Genomic DNA, 16807 nt, shown 5'->3' with positions numbered 1-16807 from the left:
GGAAATGCGCGCAGATCTGCTGATTGTCGGGGCCGGAATGGTCGGCAGTGCCCTGGCGCTGGCGTTGCAGGACAGCGGGCTGGAAGTTCTGCTGCTGGACGGCAGCCCGATGAGCGTCAAACCCTTCGATGGCCAAGCACCGTTCGAGCCGCGAGTCAGTGCGTTGTCGGCGGCCAGCCAGCGAATTCTCGAGCGCCTGGGCGTGTGGGACGGCATCGCCAACCGGCGCAGCAGCCCATACACCGACATGCAGGTATGGGACGGCAGCGGCACCGGGCAGATCCGTTTCTCAGCCACCAGTGTGCATGCTGACGTGTTGGGTCATATCGTCGAAAACCGCGTGGTTCAGGACGCCTTGCTCGATCGTCTGCACGACTGCGACCTCGGGATGCTGGCCAATGCGCGTCTGGAGCAGATGCGCCGCTCCGGCGATGACTGGCTGCTGACCCTAGCCGATGGTCGTACCTTGCGCGCGCCCCTGGTGATTGCGGCGGATGGCGCCAATTCGGCGGTCAGGCGCCTGACCGGTGTGGCCACACGCGAGTGGGATTATCTGCACCATGCGATCGTCACCAGCGTGCGCAGCTCCAAACCTCATCAAATGACGGCTTGGCAGCGCTTCACCGACAACGGTCCGCTGGCCTTTCTGCCGCTGGAACGAGACGGTGAGCAGGATTGGTGTTCGATCGTCTGGTCGACCACCCCGAGCGAAGCCGAACGCCTGATGACGCTGGGCGACGAAGGTTTCTGTAAAGAGCTGGAGCGGGCCTTCGAAGGCCGACTCGGCACCGTGCTCAGCGCCGACCCGCGTCTGTGCGTGCCACTGCGCCAGCGGCATGCCAAGCGATATGTGGCTGAAGGTTTGGCGTTGATCGGCGATGCGGCGCACACCATTCACCCGCTGGCCGGGCAGGGCGTCAACCTCGGTTTCCTCGATGCCGCCGTGCTGGCCGAAGTGCTGCTGCAAGCGGCGGAGCGCGGCGAGCGGTTGGCAGACGTGAAGGTGCTCAGTCGTTACGAGCGTCGGCGCATGCCGCACAACCTGGCGTTGATGGCGGCGATGGAAGGCTTTGAGCGATTGTTCCAGGCGGATCCGTTGCCGGTGCGCTGGTTGCGTAATGCCGGGTTGAAGATGGTTGACCAGATGCCGGAAGCCAAGGCGTTGTTCGTGCGCGAAGCGCTGGGGTTGATCGGGGATTTGCCGGCGCTCGCCAAGGCCTGAATTTTGCGGTGAGGCTTATGGCCTCTTCGCGGGCAAGCCTCGCCCCTACAGGTACTGAGTCGATTTCATGGCACAGGTAGATCCTGTAGGAGCGAGGCTTGCCCGCGAAGGGGCCCGGACATCAACCCTTATCTCAAACCGTGCAACATCTGGTAACTCCTCCGCAAACTGATCGATTGAGAAGCTAAATGTGAGTCCTTATCATTTGCCCTCACTTGTTCAATTCGAGAGATCGCTCCCATGTTGGCACCGAAGCGTCTACTGACCGCACTCGCCCTGACCTTGATCGGCAGCACCGCAGCCCAGGCCGCCGACGAGGTGGTGGTTTACTCCTCGCGTATCGACGAGCTGATCAAACCGGTCTTCGATGCCTACACCGCGAAAACCGGCGTGCAGGTGAAGTTCATCACCGACAAGGAAGCGCCGTTGATGCAGCGGATCAAGGCCGAGGGCGAGAACGCCACCGCCGACCTGCTGCTGACCGTCGATGCCGGCAACCTCTGGCAGGCCGAGCAAATGGGCATCCTGCAACCGTTCACCTCCAAGGTGATCGACGCCAACATCCCGTTGCAATACCGCTCCTCCGCTCACGCCTGGACTGGCCTGAGCTTGCGGGCGCGGACCATCGCCTACTCCACCGAGCGGGTGAAACCGGGCGAGTTGACCACTTACGAAGGACTGGCCGATAAAAACTGGGAAGGTCGCCTGTGCCTGCGCACGGCGAAGAAGGTCTACAACCAGTCCCTGACCGCCACCATGATCGAAGTGCATGGCGCCGACAAAACCGAAAAGATCCTTAAGGGTTGGGTCAACAACCTGTCCACTGATGTGTTCTCCGATGACATCGCCGTGCTGGAAGCGATCAACGCTGGCCAATGCGATGTGGGCATCGTCAACACCTACTACTACGGCCGACTGCACAAGCAGAAGCCTGACCTGGCGGTGAAGCTGTTCTGGCCGAACCAGGGCGACCGTGGCGTGCACGTCAATCTGTCGGGCATCGGCCTGACCAAGCATGCACCGCACCCGGAAGCCGCCAAAGCCCTGGTTGAATGGATGACGACGCCTGAAGCGCAGAAGATCTTCGCTGACGTGAACCAGGAATTCCCGGCCAACCCTAAGGTTCAGCCGTCTGCGGAAGTGGCGAGCTGGGGCAAGTTTGTGGCAGATACGCTGCCGGTGGAAATTGCCGGCAAGCGTCAGGCTGAAGCGATCCGCATGATGGATCGGGCGGGCTGGAACTGACCTCACCGTTATTGTGGCGAGCGGCTACCTGTGGCGAGGGAGCTTGCTCCCGCCGGGCTGCGAAGCGGCCCCGTTGGCGTCGACAGGTCAGGATCGAGATGATCTGATAACCTCCTGCGGCTGCTTCGCACCCGAGCGGGAGCAAGCTCCCTCGCCACAAAATGGGGCCGACTTCAGGTTTGAGTCGGCCCAATATTTACTAGAGAATTTCATTGGCCCACCCCGCCCAACGCCGCTGGTATCCCCTGGTCTTCGCCATCGTTGCGCTGGTCCTGCTGCCACTTAGCGTTTTGCTGTTGTCATGGCAAACCATCGATCTGCAAATCTGGTCCCACCTCTGGGACACCCAGATGCCGCGCCTGCTGGGTAACACGCTGACGTTGGTGCTCGGCGTCGGTTTTGGCGTCACGCTCCTGGGCGTTAGCCTCGCCTGGCTGACCAGCCTCTGCGAATTCCCCGGTCGGCGCTGGCTGGACTGGGCGCTGATGCTGCCTTTTGCGATTCCGGCTTATGTGCTGGCTTTCGTCTTCGTCGGCCTGCTGGATTTCGCCGGTCCCGTACAGACCCTGCTGCGTGAATGGTTCGGCACCGGCCTGAGGCTGCCGCGAGTTCGCTCCACCGGCGGCGTCATCCTGGTACTGGTGCTGGTGTTCTATCCCTACGTTTACCTGCTGGCGCGCACGGCATTCCTCGCTCAGGGCAAAGGCTTGATGGAAGCGGCGCGAGTGCTGGGGCAATCCCCGTGGCAGGCGTTCTGGCGAGTGGCTTTGCCCATGGCGCGGCCGGCCATTGGTGCCGGCGTGGCGTTGGCGCTTATGGAAACGCTGGCGGACTTCGGTGCGGTGTCAGTGTTCAACTTCGACACGTTCACCACGGCCATCTACAAAACCTGGTACGGATTTTTCAGCCTCTCCACCGCCGCGCAGCTGGCCAGCCTGTTACTGCTGGTGGTGATGATCGTGCTGTACGGCGAACGTCGTGCTCGCGGGGCCAACCGCACGAGCAATGAACGACCCCGAGCCAAGGCGCTGTACCACTTGCGGGGTTTCAAAGCGTTGGCGGCCATGACTTGGTGTGGCCTGGTGTTCGCCTGTGCCTTTGTCATTCCGATGCTGCAACTGGTGGTGTGGTTCTGGCAGCGTGGGCGCTTCGATCTGGATGAGCGTTACGCCGGGCTGATCGTCCATACCTTGTACCTGGGCGGCATGGCGGCGTTGATCACAGTCGGCGTTGCCCTGGTGCTGGCATTTGCTCGACGCCTGGCACCGACCCGGGCGATCCGCTCCGGTGTCAGCCTGGCCAATCTCGGCTACGCCCTGCCGGGTTCGGTACTGGCAGTGTCGATCATGCTGGCGTTCAGTTATCTGGATCGCGAGCTGGTCATCCCGCTGTCGGGCTGGCTCGGTGGCGCGGGCAAGCCATTGCTGCTGGGCAGCCTGTCGGCGTTGTTGCTGGCCTACCTGGTGCGTTTCATAGCCGTGGCTTATGGGCCGCTGGAAAGCAGCCTGGCGCGAATACGGCCATCTTTGCCCGAAGCGGCACGTAGCCTTGGCGTCAGTGGGCCACGACTGTTTTTCAAAGTGTATCTGCCGTTATTGCTGCCCGGCACCTTGAGCGCCGCGTTGCTGGTGTTCGTCGATGTGCTCAAGGAAATGCCCGCGACCCTGCTGATGCGCCCGTTTGGCTGGGACACGCTGGCGGTGCGGATCTTTGAAATGACCAGCGAAGGCGAGTGGGCGAGGGCTTCTCTGCCGGCCCTGACCCTGGTTTTGGTCGGGCTGTTACCGGTCATCGGATTGATTCGACGTTCGGCGCATCGAAACGCCTAGGTGTCAGTCCTACACCTTGAGGCTACAATGCGCGGCATTCGGTGCGGTCCGACCTACGGACCTGGTAGCTGATATCGGCTAAAAGCCTTCTATTTCAAGGCTTTCGCCCGTGAAGCACCGGCCCGCACCTTCGCCACGCCCGGAAGGAGAAACCCATGGGACAGCGTACGCCTCTGTATGACCTTCATCTCGCCCTCGGCGCGAAGATGGTCGATTTTGGCGGTTGGGATATGCCTCTGCATTACGGCTCGCAGGTCGAGGAACACCATCAGGTGCGCCGCGATTGCGGGGTTTTCGATGTATCCCACATGACCGTGATCGATGTCGGCGGCTCTCAGGCCAAGGCCTGGCTTCAGCATTTGCTGGCCAATGACGTCGAACGCCTGCACAGCTCCGGCCGTGCCTTGTATAGCACCATGCTCAACGAGCACGGCGGCATCGTCGACGACATGATCGTCTATCGCCTCGACGACGGTTATCGTTTGGTGGTCAATGCCTCCACCCGTAATCAGGACCTTGCCTGGATGCAGGCTCACCTCGATGGTTTCGATGTGCAGCTCAACGAGCGCTCCGAGCTGGCGATGCTGGCCATTCAAGGTCCACAGGCCCGGCACAAAATCTCCGAACTGGTCACCCAGTCCCGCGGCAACCTGATCCAGATGCTCAAGCCTTTTGAAGGCCTGCCCGACGGCGACTGGTTTATCGCGCGCACCGGTTACACCGGCGAGGATGGCCTGGAAATTGTTCTGCCAGCCAATCAGGCACCCGGATTCTTCAACGACCTGGTGGGCGCAGGCATTTCCCCTATCGGTCTGGGCGCCCGCGATACCCTGCGTGTCGAGGCCGGCATGAACCTGTACGGCCAGGACATTCATCAAGACGTTTCACCGCTGGCCTCGAACATGGCCTGGAGCATTGCCTGGGAACCGGCCACTCGCCAGTTCATCGGTCGCAGTGCCCTGGAAGCCGAGCGGGCGGGTGGCGTGCAGCACAAACTGGTCGGTCTGGTCCTTGAGGAGCGTGGGGTTTTGCGCGCTCATCAAGTGGTCCGTATCGCCAATGTTGGCGAAGGAGAGATCACCAGTGGTAGTTTCTCTCCTACGCTTAGCAAGTCGATAGCACTGGCGCGCGTGCCGATGGCAACTGCCGACCGCGCAGAAGTGGAAATCCGTGGCAAGTGGTACCCGGTCCGAGTGGTCAAACCGACCTTCGTCCGCCATGGCAAAACCTTGATCTAACCTTTTTGGCGGGCAACGACCGCTGACAATTCTCTTGAGGACACAGAACATGAGCGATATCCCTGCCGACCTGCGTTTTGCCGACAGTCACGAATGGGCCCGTCTCGAAGCTGATGGCACCGTCACCGTGGGCATCAGCGATCACGCTCAGGAAGCCTTGGGCGATGTGGTGTTCGTTGAGCTGACCGAAGTCGGAAAAGTATTCGCTGCCGGTGATCAATCCGGTGTCGTTGAGTCGGTTAAAGCCGCCTCCGACATTTACTCCCCGGTATCCGGTGAAGTGATCGCGATCAACGAAGACTTGGGCGCTTCGCCTGAAGCGCTTAACACCGATCCGTACGGCGCGTGGATCTTCAAACTGAAGCCTAGCAACACCGCTGAACTGGACAAGCTGCTCGATGCAGCAGGCTACAAGGCCGCCATCGGCGAGTAAGCCTTCAGCGTCATCCCAAAGCCCCGACTAGTCGGGGTTTTTTTTCGCCTGACAGATTTCCCCCTGTGGGCGCGAGCTTTCCAAAATTCGCGCTTGGCAGCGGCTGCTATGCTGGTTTGACCGTGTTGCATCGACGTTGAGCGCCAGTCAAGAGAGAGCCCGTCATGTCCCAGTTGCCGTCCTTGAGCCAGTTACGCGACCCCAATGCCTTTCTTCGCCGCCACCTCGGCCCCGATGCCGCCGAGCAACAGGCGATGCTCGACAGCCTGGGCCTCGGCAGCCGGGTCGAGCTGATCGAGCAGACGGTGCCGCCGGGAATCCGCCTGAACCGGGCGCTCGATTTGCCGCCCGCCCTCGACGAACAAGCCGCGCTGGCCAAGCTGCGCGGTTACGCCGAGCAGAACCAGGTCTGGACCAGTCTGATCGGCATGGGTTACCACGGCACCCTCACGCCGGCCGTCATCCTACGCAACGTGCTGGAAAATCCGGGTTGGTACACCGCCTACACACCGTACCAACCGGAGATCGCCCAGGGCCGGCTCGAAGCGCTGCTGAATTTCCAGCAATTGACCATCGACCTCACCGGCCTCGAGCTGGCCAACGCCTCGCTGCTCGATGAAGCCACGGCGGCGGCGGAAGCCATGGCGCTGGCCAAGCGTGTCGCCAAGTCCAGAAGCAATCTGTTCTTCGTCGATGAGAACTGCCATCCACAAACCATCTCCGTGGTGCAGACCCGGGCCGAAGGGTTCGGCTTCGAGCTGATCATCGACGCTGTGGATAACTTGAAGCAGCACCAGGTGTTCGGTGCGTTGCTGCAATATCCCGACACCCACGGCGAGATCCGCGATTTGCGCCCATTGATTGATCATCTGCATGCCCAGCAGGCGCTGGCCTGTGTTGCGACGGATTTGCTGAGCCTGCTGTTGCTGACCCCGCCGGGGGAGTTGGGCGCTGACGTAGTGTTCGGCTCGTCCCAGCGTTTCGGTGTGCCGATGGGGTATGGCGGGCCGCACGCGGCGTTTTTTGCCAGCCGCGATGAGTACAAGCGAGCGATTCCCGGGCGGATCATCGGCGTGTCGAAAGATGCACGCGGCAATGTCGCGCTGCGCATGGCCCTGCAAACCCGTGAGCAACATATCCGCCGGGAGAAGGCCAACTCGAACATCTGCACCGCTCAGGTGTTGCTGGCCAACATCGCCAGTTTCTATGCGGTCTACCACGGTCCGGAAGGGCTCAAACGCATTGCCCAGCGCGTCCATCGGCTGACCAGCATCCTCGCCGCCGGTCTTGAGCGTCATGGGATCACCCGCCTCAACACCCACTTTTTCGACACGCTGACGCTGGAGGTCGGTGGCACTCAAACGGCAATCATCGAAAGTGCCCAGGCCGCACAGATCAATTTGCGCATTCTAGGGCGTGGGCAGCTGGGGCTGAGCCTCGACGAAACCTCTGACGAAACCACGGTAGCGAAACTGTTCGATGTGTTCCTTGGTGCCGATCATGGGCTGAACGTCGACGAACTGGACGCTGAAACCCTTGCTTCCGGCATTCCCGCAGGGCTGCTGCGCAGTTCGCCTTATCTGCGCCATCCCGTATTCAGCGCCCATCACAGCGAAACCGAGATGTTGCGCTACCTCAAGCAACTGGAGAACAAGGATCTGGCGCTCAATCAATCAATGATCCCGCTGGGCTCCTGCACCATGAAACTCAATGCCACCAGCGAGATGATCCCCATCACCTGGCCGCAATTCGCCCACCTGCACCCGTTTGTGCCGAAAGAGCAGGCGGTGGGTTATTCGTTGATGATCGAGGAACTGGAGCGCTGGCTCTGCGCGATCACTGGTTTCGACGCGATCTGCATGCAACCCAACTCGGGTGCGCAGGGCGAGTACGCCGGGCTGCTGGCGATCCGCAAATATCACGAGAGCCGTCATCAGGGGGCGCGAGACATTTGCCTGATCCCGTCGTCGGCCCACGGCACCAACCCGGCGTCGGCGCAGATGGCCGGGATGCGCGTGGTGATCGTCGAGTGCGACGAAGCGGGTAACGTCGATCTGGATGACCTCAAAGGCAAGGCCGCGGAGGCGGGAGATAAACTCGCCTGCCTGATGGCGACTTATCCTTCGACCCACGGCGTATACGAAGAGGGCATCAGCGAGATCTGTGAAGTTATCCACAGTCATGGAGGTCAGGTTTACATGGATGGCGCCAACCTCAACGCCCAGGTCGGATTGGCGCGGCCGGCGGACATCGGCGCCGACGTGTCGCACATGAATTTACACAAGACTTTCTGCATTCCCCATGGCGGAGGCGGGCCGGGGATGGGACCGATTGGTGTGCGCGCGCACCTTGCGCCGTTTGTCGCCAATCACCCGGTAGTGCCGATTGAAGGACCACTGCCGCAGAACGGTGCGGTCAGCGCGGCGCCTTGGGGCAGTGCGAGCATTTTGCCGATCAGTTGGATGTACATCGCCATGATGGGCCCGCAATTGGCGGATGCCAGCGAGGTGGCAATCCTCGCCGCGAATTACCTGGCGCAGCATTTGTCCGGGGCGTTCCCCGTGCTCTACACCGGGCGCAACGAGCGTGTGGCGCACGAATGCATCCTGGATTTGCGGCCGCTCAAGGCGCTGACCGGGATCAGCGAAGAAGACGTGGCCAAGCGCCTGATGGATTACGGTTTCCATGCGCCGACCATGTCGTTCCCGGTGCCGGGGACGCTGATGGTGGAACCGACCGAGAGTGAGTCAAAGGCTGAGCTGGATCGGTTTATCGGGGCGATGCTGAGCATTCGTGCGGAAATCACCGAGGTGCAGAACGGTAACTGGCCCGCCGAAGACAACCCGCTGAAGCGAGCGCCGCATACCCTGGCCGACATCACCGGGATTTGGGAGCGGCCTTACAGCATCGAGCAAGCGGTGACGCCGGATGCGCACACCAAGGCGCATAAGTATTGGCCGGTGGTGAATCGGGTGGATAACGTTTATGGCGACCGGAACCTGTTTTGCGCCTGCGTGCCAGTAGACGATTACCGCTAATACTACCGACCCCTGTAGGAGCGAGGCTTGCCCGCGAAAGCGGTGTGTCAGTTGACGTAAATGTTGAATGTTAAATCGCTTTCGCGGGCAAGCCTCGCTCCTACAGGGGTTTGTGTCGGGCAAAAAAATGCCGCTCAGGTGAGCGGCATTTTTGTTCAGCAATAACGCTTATTCCGATGCCACGGCATTCTTCGCCAGGATCGCATTCGCCAGCTCCATGTCCGTCGCCTGCAGGCCCGGGTTGTCCGCCCGGACTTTCTGCATCGCGGCTTCCAGATATGGACCGCGAATGCCGCCGTCACTGGCGACAAAACTGCCGGCATCGTCCTGCGCAGCAATGATCAGCTTGTGATCCTTGAAGGTCAGGTAGGTCGAACCGGTGGTCGCACCGGAAGAGATGACGTTACGCCAAAAGCTATCGGCCATCGCCGAACCGACTGGAAGGGACAACAAGGCGATGGTAGCGACAGCAAGTTTGAGACGCATGATGGGGTGACTCCACTGGTTAACTAGGGGGTTGGATCGCCATTCCCCCAATCCAGTTCCGTGACAGCCGCGCCTACTTTTGTTCGCTCTGTGGCGTCACGCGCAATACTTCTTCGATGGTCGTCAACCCGGCGGCCACTTTCTGCGCCCCCGACAACCGCAAACTGCGCATGCCTTCCTTGAACGCCTGACGCCGCACCGCCAGCAGATCAGTGTCGGGATTAATCAGCGCCTTAACGCCATCCGTCAGCTGCATGATTTCGTACACCCCGGCGCGGCCGCGGTAGCCGGTGTCGCGGCATTCCAGGCAGCCGATGGCGCGCTGGGCGTTGGTGGGCAGTGGCGCTTGCCAGGGTTTGGTCAGGGTTTGCCAGTCTTCTTCACCCAGCGTCAGCGGTGCCTTGCAGTGCGGGCATAAGGTTCGCACCAGGCGCTGGGCCATGACGCCGAGCACGGTGGCTTTGATCAGGTAATGCGGCACGCCGAGTTCCAGCAGGCGGCTGATCGCGCTGGGCGCGTCGTTGGTGTGCAAGGTCGAGAGCACCAGGTGGCCAGTGAGCGCAGCCTGGATCGCCATTTCAGCGGTTTCCAGATCACGGATCTCACCGATCATGATGATGTCCGGGTCCTGCCGCATCAGCGCGCGCACACCGGCGGCGAAGGTCAGGTCGATGTTGTGCTGGACCTGCATCTGGTTGAAGGCCGGCTCGACCATTTCGATCGGATCTTCGATGGTGCAGAGGTTGACCTCCGGCGTCGCCAGCTTCTTGAGCGTGGTGTACAGCGTGGTGGTTTTCCCCGATCCGGTGGGCCCGGTCACCAGAATGATGCCGTTGGGCTGGCGGGTCATGTCCTGCCAGCGGCGCAGGTCTTCGGCGGAGAAACCCAGCTGATCGAAGTCCTTGAGCAACACCTCCGGGTCGAAGATCCGCATGACCATTTTTTCGCCGAATGCGGTCGGCAATGTCGACAGCCGCAGCTCGACTTCGCCGCCGTCCGGGGTCTTGGTCTTCACCCGGCCGTCCTGGGGTTTGCGCTTTTCCGCAACGTTCATCCGCCCGAGGCTTTTCAGGCGACTGACGATCGCCATGGTCACTTGCGGCGGGAATTGATAGACGTTGTGCAGCACGCCGTCGATGCGAAAGCGCACCGTGCCTTGCTCACGCCGGGGTTCGATGTGGATATCACTGGCGCGCTGCTGGAAGGCGTACTGGAACAGCCAATCGACGATGTTGACGATGTGCGCGTCGTTGGCGTCCGGTTCCTGATCGCTGGCGCCGAGGTTGAGCAGTTGTTCGAAGTTGCCCAGGGTGTTGGTTTGCTGATCGGCGTTGGTCGCGCCGCTGACCGATTTGGCCAGCCGGAAAAACTCGACGCTGAAGCGCTGGATGTCCACCGGGTTGGCCACTACGCGTTTGATCGGCAGTTTCAGCACGTGAGTCAGGTCGGCTTCCCAGCCGTTGACGTAAGGCTGGGCGCTGGCCACGGTCACTGCGTCGCGGTCAATGGACACCGCCAGAATCTTGTGGCGCTGGGCGAAGGCGTACGACATCAGCGGCGTAATCGCCGCCACGTTGATTTTCAGCGGATCGATGCGCAAGTAAGGCTGACCGGCCTGCTGTGACAGCCACAGGGTCAGGCTTTCCAGGTCGAGGTGTTTGCCGGGACGGCTGAGGTCGTCCAGGTGCTGGCTGGCGATGAATTCCAGTGGGTGCATCTGGCCATTGGCGGCATGCCGGCGGCGAGCATTGAGCGCGTGTTCGGCCGAGTCCTGGCTGATAAAGCCCTGGGCGACCAGTTCACGCAGCAAATCATTGAGATCCAGCCAGCGGTCCTGAATGGCAAGTTGAACGGACATGCGGGCTCCTCATGAACAACAGTTCGCAAAGGATAGTCGCGGACCCGCCGACCGTTGGGCCACTACCCGACGAAGCCGTGTCGAGGTTTGTCAGCCCGTCGCCTGAGCCGGCGCTTCCCACGCGGAATCAGCCGCCTGCAGCTCCACCGAACACACGCTGATCAGGTTACGTAATTTTTCCGCAATCACTTCGGCGCGATGCCAGCTCAGCCCGTCCATGACAATGTCGATCGACATCAGATCGTCCATCCGTTGCGCGCTGACCTGTTGCGGCGTCAGAAACTGCAAAGCGAACAGGTTGAGCGCCCGGCACAGCAGGTCCGGCTCGGCTTCAGCCAGCAGTTGGTAATGAACGCGGCAGTGCGCGTTGCTGGCGTTCCAGACATCGGTGCGGGTGGGCGAAGTGTTCACTGCTTCCAGGTGCGGCATGGTCGGTCTCCAAATCAATGGAGGAATTTTTACATTCGCTGCGGGGCATTTCTTATCTATGATTGGGCTTATTGCCTGTTTTTCGAATTGTTTGATTCGGCTGGCTATCAATCACGGGTTTATTTATGCAAAACCAGCTGGATGGCTACGACCGCAAGATTCTCGCGTTGCTGCAAGAAGACGCTTCGCTCTCCAGCGCGCAGATCGCTGAACAGGTGGGGCTTTCTCAATCGCCGTGCTGGCGGCGGATTCAGCGGATGAAGGAGGAGGGGATCATTCGGGGGCAGGTGACGTTACTTGACCGGAAGAAGATAGGGCTTAACACGCAGATCTTTGCCGAGATCAAACTCAACGCGCACGGTCGTTCGAACTTCACTGAGTTTACCGAGGCGATTCGCGGCTTTCCCGAGGTGCTGGAGTGTTATGTGCTGATGGGGTCAGTGGATTTCTTGCTGCGGATTGTCACGGCGGACATCGAGGCGTATGAGCGGTTTTTCTTTGAGAAGCTGTCGATGGTGCCGGGGATTCAGGAAGTGAACTCGATTGTGGCGTTGTCGGAGATCAAGTCGACGACGAGTTTGCCGGTGTTGCGCTAGTACGGTGGAGAGCTTTTGTGGCGAGGGAGCTTGCTCCCGCTGGGGCGCGAAGCGTCCCCAAAATCAGGGCTGCTGCGCAGCCCAACGGGAGCAAGCTCCCTCGCCACAGAAGTTAATTTACATACGCAGCAACATTTTCCAGGCACGATTCTGATAAACCGCAATCGCCTGCTGCTTGCGCGCATCCAGCGATTCATCGGTGATCGGCTCGTTCGCCAATTGAGCAAGCTGTTTCAGCTCGCCATACAGGCGATCCATTTCCGGGATGTCCAGCACGCCACGGGCATGGTGCAGCCAGGCCTGGATGCGCTCGATGCGTGGCAGTTGCTCGGCCAGGTCTTCCGGCTGTTGCTGATAACGCTGCAATTGCAGGGAGGTCGCTTCTTCACCCAGCAAACGCGGCAACCAGCTACCCAACTGCGCAGCGCCCTGGCGATCGCCACGGACGTTGCGATCAGCTGCCCAGGTGCGGGCCAGCAACCAACGCGAAGTGTTTAGCGAGAACAGGCCCCAGCGCGGGTCTTCCAGTTCTTCGAGGAACTGCTCCGGTGCGGCTTTGCGCACGTCTTCGTCGTCGACACCGGCTTGCACCAGCGGACGCCAATCTTCGAGCAAGGCATCCAGTGCAACACGCAAATCGTGCGTCGACTGACGCGGAGCGGCTTGACCCAGGCTGCTGAGCAGCGCGCGCAATTCCGCGAGGTTTTCGACCCAGTCCTGCAACAGACGCCAGTGGCCATTGAAGCGATACTGCTCGGCCAGACGCTGGCTGCTGCTCAGCAAATGCCAGCTCAGCGCGGCGAATGCATCGTCCAGCGGCGTTTCAGCGGTGATTTGTGGCGCCGGCAGGCTCAACGAATAGCTGTTGGCGTCGTACAAACGATAGCCACGCTCAGCCTTGCTGATGTCGCACGGCATCAGGGCCAGGGTTGCGGCCAGTTCGGCGGCCAGTTCCAACAGAGCGGCTGGCTCGCCTTCGCGCAGTTCCAGTTCCAGCTCGCAGATTTCTTCTTTCTGCTTGCCGACCACCACGTGGCCCAGGTCCAGCGCGGCTTCGATGACCACTTTGGTCTTGCCGCGGCCCCAGGCGATTTCGGCACGTTCGCGAACGAAATCGGTGGTGAAGATCGGTTTCAGGGTTTTCTTGTCCAGCTCGGCCAGCTCTTCGGGCCAGCATTCACCGTCGAGTTTCTTAACGTCGAGCTTGGCTTTGGGCAGGTTCCAGTCGTATTCGTTACGCTCGGACAGACCGGCGACGCTCTGGCCTCGGGTCTTGAGGGTCTGGATCACTTCTTCGCCGTCACGGCGCAGGCGCAGGGCAACCTTGGCGCGGGCCAGGTCGCGCTCAGGCGTGTCGAAGTACTGGTTCATCAACTCACGGCGTTCCCAGCCACTTTTGTTGCGTTTTTTCAGGAGCGGGTGCTCGCGCAGGGCCGCGAGGGTTTCGCGGCTGACGCGGAGTTTGATTTCGGTTTCTTTCTGCATGGCCGGAAAATCCAGGATCGGGAGCGCAGCCGGGGGAATGTGTGGCTGCCAAGGTCGTGCAGTGTACAGGACTCACTCGTCCTACGCGCCGCGGCGGTTTATTCCTGAAGCCGGATGGTTCTATGATGGACTTCAATTCGCGAGTTGGAGTCAGCGATGCCTTTGCCGTCCATGAAAGATCAGTTCGCTGCGCTGATTGCCGCGCCGTCGGTCAGCTGTACCCAGCCCAGCCTTGATCAATCCAATCGTCCGGTCATCGACTTGTTGGCGACGTGGCTCGGTGACCTGGGTTTTGCTTGCGACATCCAGCAGGTCAGCCCCGGCAAGTTCAACTTGCTCGCCAGTTTCGGCTCCGGCCCCGGTGGCTTGGTGCTGGCCGGGCATAGCGATACGGTGCCGTTCGATGGCGCGCTGTGGCAGACCGATCCGCTGAAACTGACCGAGGTCGATGGCCGCTGGGTGGGCTTGGGCAGTTGCGACATGAAAGGCTTTTTCGCCCTGGCCATCGAGGCGGTGATACCTCTGCTCGATCAGTCGTTCAAACAGCCGCTGCTGATCCTCGCCACTTGCGATGAAGAAAGCTCAATGTCCGGTGCTCGTGCCCTGGCTGAAGCCGGACGTCCGTTGGGGCGTGCGGCAGTGATTGGCGAGCCGACCGGGCTCAAGCCGATCCGCATGCACAAAGGCATCATGATGGAGCGCATCGACATACTCGGGCAGAGCGGCCATTCCTCGGACCCGCGCCTGGGCCACAGCGCCCTCGAAGCCATGCACGATGCCATCGGCGAGCTGCGCGGTCTGCGCCTGCTGTGGCAGCGTGAATTCCGCAATCCGCAATTCGGCGTGCCGACACCGACCATGAACTTCGGCTGCATCCATGGCGGCGACAACCCCAACCGCATCTGCGGCCAGTGCTCACTGGAGTTCGACTTGCGGCCGTTGCCGGGCATGGACCCCAAAGCCCTGCGCGCGGACATTTTGCAGCGGCTCAATCCCATTGCCGAACGCCATCAGGTGAAGATCAATTACGCGCCGCTGTTCCCCGAAGTGCCGCCGTTCGAGCAGGCCGAGGACGCCGAATTGGTCCGGGTCGCCGAAAAGCTGACCGGCCATCGCGCCGAAGCAGTGGCGTTCGGCACCGAAGCGCCTTATCTTCAGCGTCTTGGCTGCGAAACATTGGTGTTGGGCCCGGGCGATATCGCCTGTGCTCACCAACCGGGGGAATACCTCGAAATGTCACGTTTGCAGCCTACCGTGCATCTATTACGGCAACTGATTGAACATTACTGCCTGACACCGGCTCAAGGTTAGGTGCCAATCATCTGTCGAGCGCAATCCATGTGGGAGCGGGCTTGCTCGCGAAAGCGGTGTGTCAGACATGTCAGATGCGACTGACACTCCGCCTTCGCGAGCAAGCCCGCTCCCACAGGGTCTGTGCTATGACAGACATGTCGGTTAAATTGCCAATGCCCCAACCCGTATTCATGAGGAGAGCGCGCGTGTCGCCAAGCCTGTTCCGACGATAACCATCAGCCCGCTGTGCGTTTTCAGTTTCGCCCATTTTTTGGCTGCTATTTATTACAGGCCCAGGTTCATGCCCGAATACGTTAATTGGCTTCGTCACGCTTCGCCTTACATCAATGCCCACCGTGATTGCACCTTCGTCGTCATGCTGCCCGGCGACGGTGTGGAGCACCCGAACTTCGGCAACATCGTCCACGACCTGGTGCTGCTGCACAGCCTGGGCGTGCGGCTGGTGCTGGTTCACGGTTCCCGTCCGCAAATCGAAACCCGCCTCGCCGCTCGCGGCCTGACCCCGCATTACCACCACGGGATGCGCATCACCGATGCGGCGACCCTGGAGTGTGTGATCGATGCGGTCGGCCAGTTGCGCATTGCCATCGAAGCGCGGTTGTCGATGGACATGGCCTCGTCGCCGATGCAGGGCTCGCGCCTGCGGGTGGCCAGCGGCAATCTGGTGACGGCGCGGCCGATCGGCGTGCTGGAAGGCGTCGACTATCACCATACCGGCGAAGTGCGCCGGGTCGACCGCAAGGGCATCAATCGTCTGCTGGACGAGCGCTCCATCGTGCTGCTGTCGCCGTTGGGCTACTCGCCAACCGGTGAGATCTTCAACCTCGCGTGCGAAGACGTCGCCACGCGCGCGGCCATCGACTTGGGGGCGGACAAACTGCTGCTGTTTGGTGCTGACCTCGGCTTGATCGATGAAAACGGTCGGCTGGTGCGTGAACTGCGTCCGCAACAAGTCCCGGCGCATTTGCAGCGCCTGGGCAGCAACTATCAGGCGGAACTGCTGGATGCGGCGGCTGAAGCTTGCCGGGGCGGCGTTGCTCGCAGCCATATTGTCAGCTACGCCGAAAACGGTGCGCTGCTGACCGAACTGTTCACCCGCGACGGTGGCGGCACGCTGGTGGCCCAGGAGCAATTCGAAATTGTGCGAGAAGCGGCCATCGAAGACGTCGGTGGTTTGCTGGACCTGATCAGCCCGCTGGAAGAGCAGGGCATTCTGGTACGTCGTTCCCGCGAGGTGCTGGAACGCGAGATCGAGCAGTTCAGCGTGGTTGAGCGCGAAGGGATGATCATCGCTTGTGCGGCGTTGTATCAGATTGCCGATTCGGACGCTGGCGAGTTGGCGTGTCTGGCGGTCAACCCGGAATACCGCCACGGCGGTCGTGGTGATGAGCTGCTGGAGCGCATCGAAACCCGCGCCCGGGCTCAGGGGTTGAAGACCTTGTTCGTACTGACGACCCGGACTGCCCATTGGTTTCGCGAGCGTGGGTTCGTGCCGAGCAGCGTCGAACGCCTGCCGTCAGCGCGAGCGTCGCTGTACAACTATCAGCGTAATTCGAAGATCTTCGAAAAAGCCTTGTAACCGCAGGCTTTTGATCTTTCCCACGCTCCGCGTGGGACGATCATTAAACCAAATC

General features: G+C 61.0%; 13 protein-coding genes. 9 read left to right on the top strand and 4 right to left on the bottom strand.

Translation table 11 applies throughout. The features are described from left to right. The first annotated feature begins 4 nt into the window (after positions 1-4). The 6 genes from ACA051_RS28360 (at position 5) to gcvP (ending at position 9005) form a co-directional block, all read left to right on the top strand. A complete protein-coding gene (locus tag ACA051_RS28360; RefSeq protein ID WP_497375646.1) occupies positions 5-1222 on the top strand; it encodes a 2-octaprenyl-3-methyl-6-methoxy-1,4-benzoquinol hydroxylase in 1218 nt (405 codons plus the stop codon). A gap of 240 nt (positions 1223-1462) precedes the next feature. After that, on the top strand, positions 1463-2467 hold the full coding sequence (locus tag ACA051_RS28355) for an extracellular solute-binding protein (RefSeq protein WP_497306268.1): 1005 nt from the start codon (positions 1463-1465) through the stop codon (positions 2465-2467). A gap of 212 nt (positions 2468-2679) precedes the next feature. Beyond that, positions 2680-4296 (top strand): ABC transporter permease, encoded by a 1617-nt coding sequence (locus tag ACA051_RS28350; RefSeq protein WP_497372771.1) that lies wholly within the window; start codon positions 2680-2682, stop codon positions 4294-4296. A 155-nt stretch (positions 4297-4451) separates the two neighbouring features. After that, positions 4452-5534: a glycine cleavage system aminomethyltransferase GcvT gene (gene gcvT / locus ACA051_RS28345; RefSeq protein ID WP_497372769.1), complete on the top strand. Its 1083-nt coding sequence runs from the start codon at positions 4452-4454 to the stop codon at positions 5532-5534. Positions 5535-5583: 49 nt separating this feature from the next. Beyond that, on the top strand, positions 5584-5967 hold the full coding sequence (gcvH, locus tag ACA051_RS28340) for a glycine cleavage system protein GcvH (protein WP_497306262.1): 384 nt from the start codon (positions 5584-5586) through the stop codon (positions 5965-5967). A 164-nt stretch (positions 5968-6131) separates the two neighbouring features. Beyond that, positions 6132-9005 (top strand): aminomethyl-transferring glycine dehydrogenase, encoded by a 2874-nt coding sequence (gcvP, locus tag ACA051_RS28335; RefSeq protein ID WP_497306260.1) that lies wholly within the window; start codon positions 6132-6134, stop codon positions 9003-9005. 168 nt (positions 9006-9173) lie between these two features. Here gcvP and ACA051_RS28330 read toward each other — a convergent pair whose 3' ends face one another. From ACA051_RS28330 to ACA051_RS28320, 3 genes are all read right to left on the bottom strand, one after another. Further along, complete coding sequence (locus ACA051_RS28330; protein WP_134420813.1) at positions 9174-9491, bottom strand: DUF2388 domain-containing protein; 318 nt, start codon at positions 9489-9491, stop codon at positions 9174-9176. A gap of 73 nt (positions 9492-9564) precedes the next feature. Beyond that, positions 9565-11349, bottom strand: a complete 1785-nt coding sequence (gene tfpB, locus ACA051_RS28325) for a type IV pilus assembly ATPase TfpB (RefSeq protein WP_497372767.1) — start codon at positions 11347-11349, stop codon at positions 9565-9567. 90 nt (positions 11350-11439) lie between these two features. Then, positions 11440-11778 carry an ACT-like domain-containing protein gene (locus ACA051_RS28320; protein WP_497372765.1) on the bottom strand — a complete coding sequence of 113 codons (339 nt, stop codon included), beginning with the start codon at positions 11776-11778 and terminating at the stop codon, positions 11440-11442. Positions 11779-11903: 125 nt separating this feature from the next. On the opposite strand from ACA051_RS28320, the gene ACA051_RS28315 reads away from it, so the two are divergent. Further along, positions 11904-12374 carry an Lrp/AsnC family transcriptional regulator gene (locus tag ACA051_RS28315; RefSeq protein ID WP_497372764.1) on the top strand — a complete coding sequence of 157 codons (471 nt, stop codon included), beginning with the start codon at positions 11904-11906 and terminating at the stop codon, positions 12372-12374. Between the two features lie 117 nt (positions 12375-12491). Here ACA051_RS28315 and ACA051_RS28310 read toward each other — a convergent pair whose 3' ends face one another. Beyond that, a complete protein-coding gene (locus ACA051_RS28310) occupies positions 12492-13859 on the bottom strand; it encodes a CYTH domain-containing protein (RefSeq protein ID WP_497372762.1) in 1368 nt (455 codons plus the stop codon). Positions 13860-14015: 156 nt separating this feature from the next. Between ACA051_RS28310 and argE the strand changes: the two genes are divergently transcribed. Both argE and argA read left to right on the top strand, forming a co-directional pair. Further along, on the top strand, positions 14016-15170 hold the full coding sequence (gene argE / locus ACA051_RS28305; protein ID WP_497306251.1) for an acetylornithine deacetylase: 1155 nt from the start codon (positions 14016-14018) through the stop codon (positions 15168-15170). Between the two features lie 283 nt (positions 15171-15453). Beyond that, on the top strand, positions 15454-16752 hold the full coding sequence (gene argA / locus ACA051_RS28300) for an amino-acid N-acetyltransferase (RefSeq protein WP_010466657.1): 1299 nt from the start codon (positions 15454-15456) through the stop codon (positions 16750-16752). The last annotated feature ends 55 nt before the right edge of the window (positions 16753-16807 follow it).

The organism is Pseudomonas sp. LBUM1669, from assembly GCF_059695705.1.
This window is presented reverse-complemented; position numbering and strand designations above follow the sequence as displayed.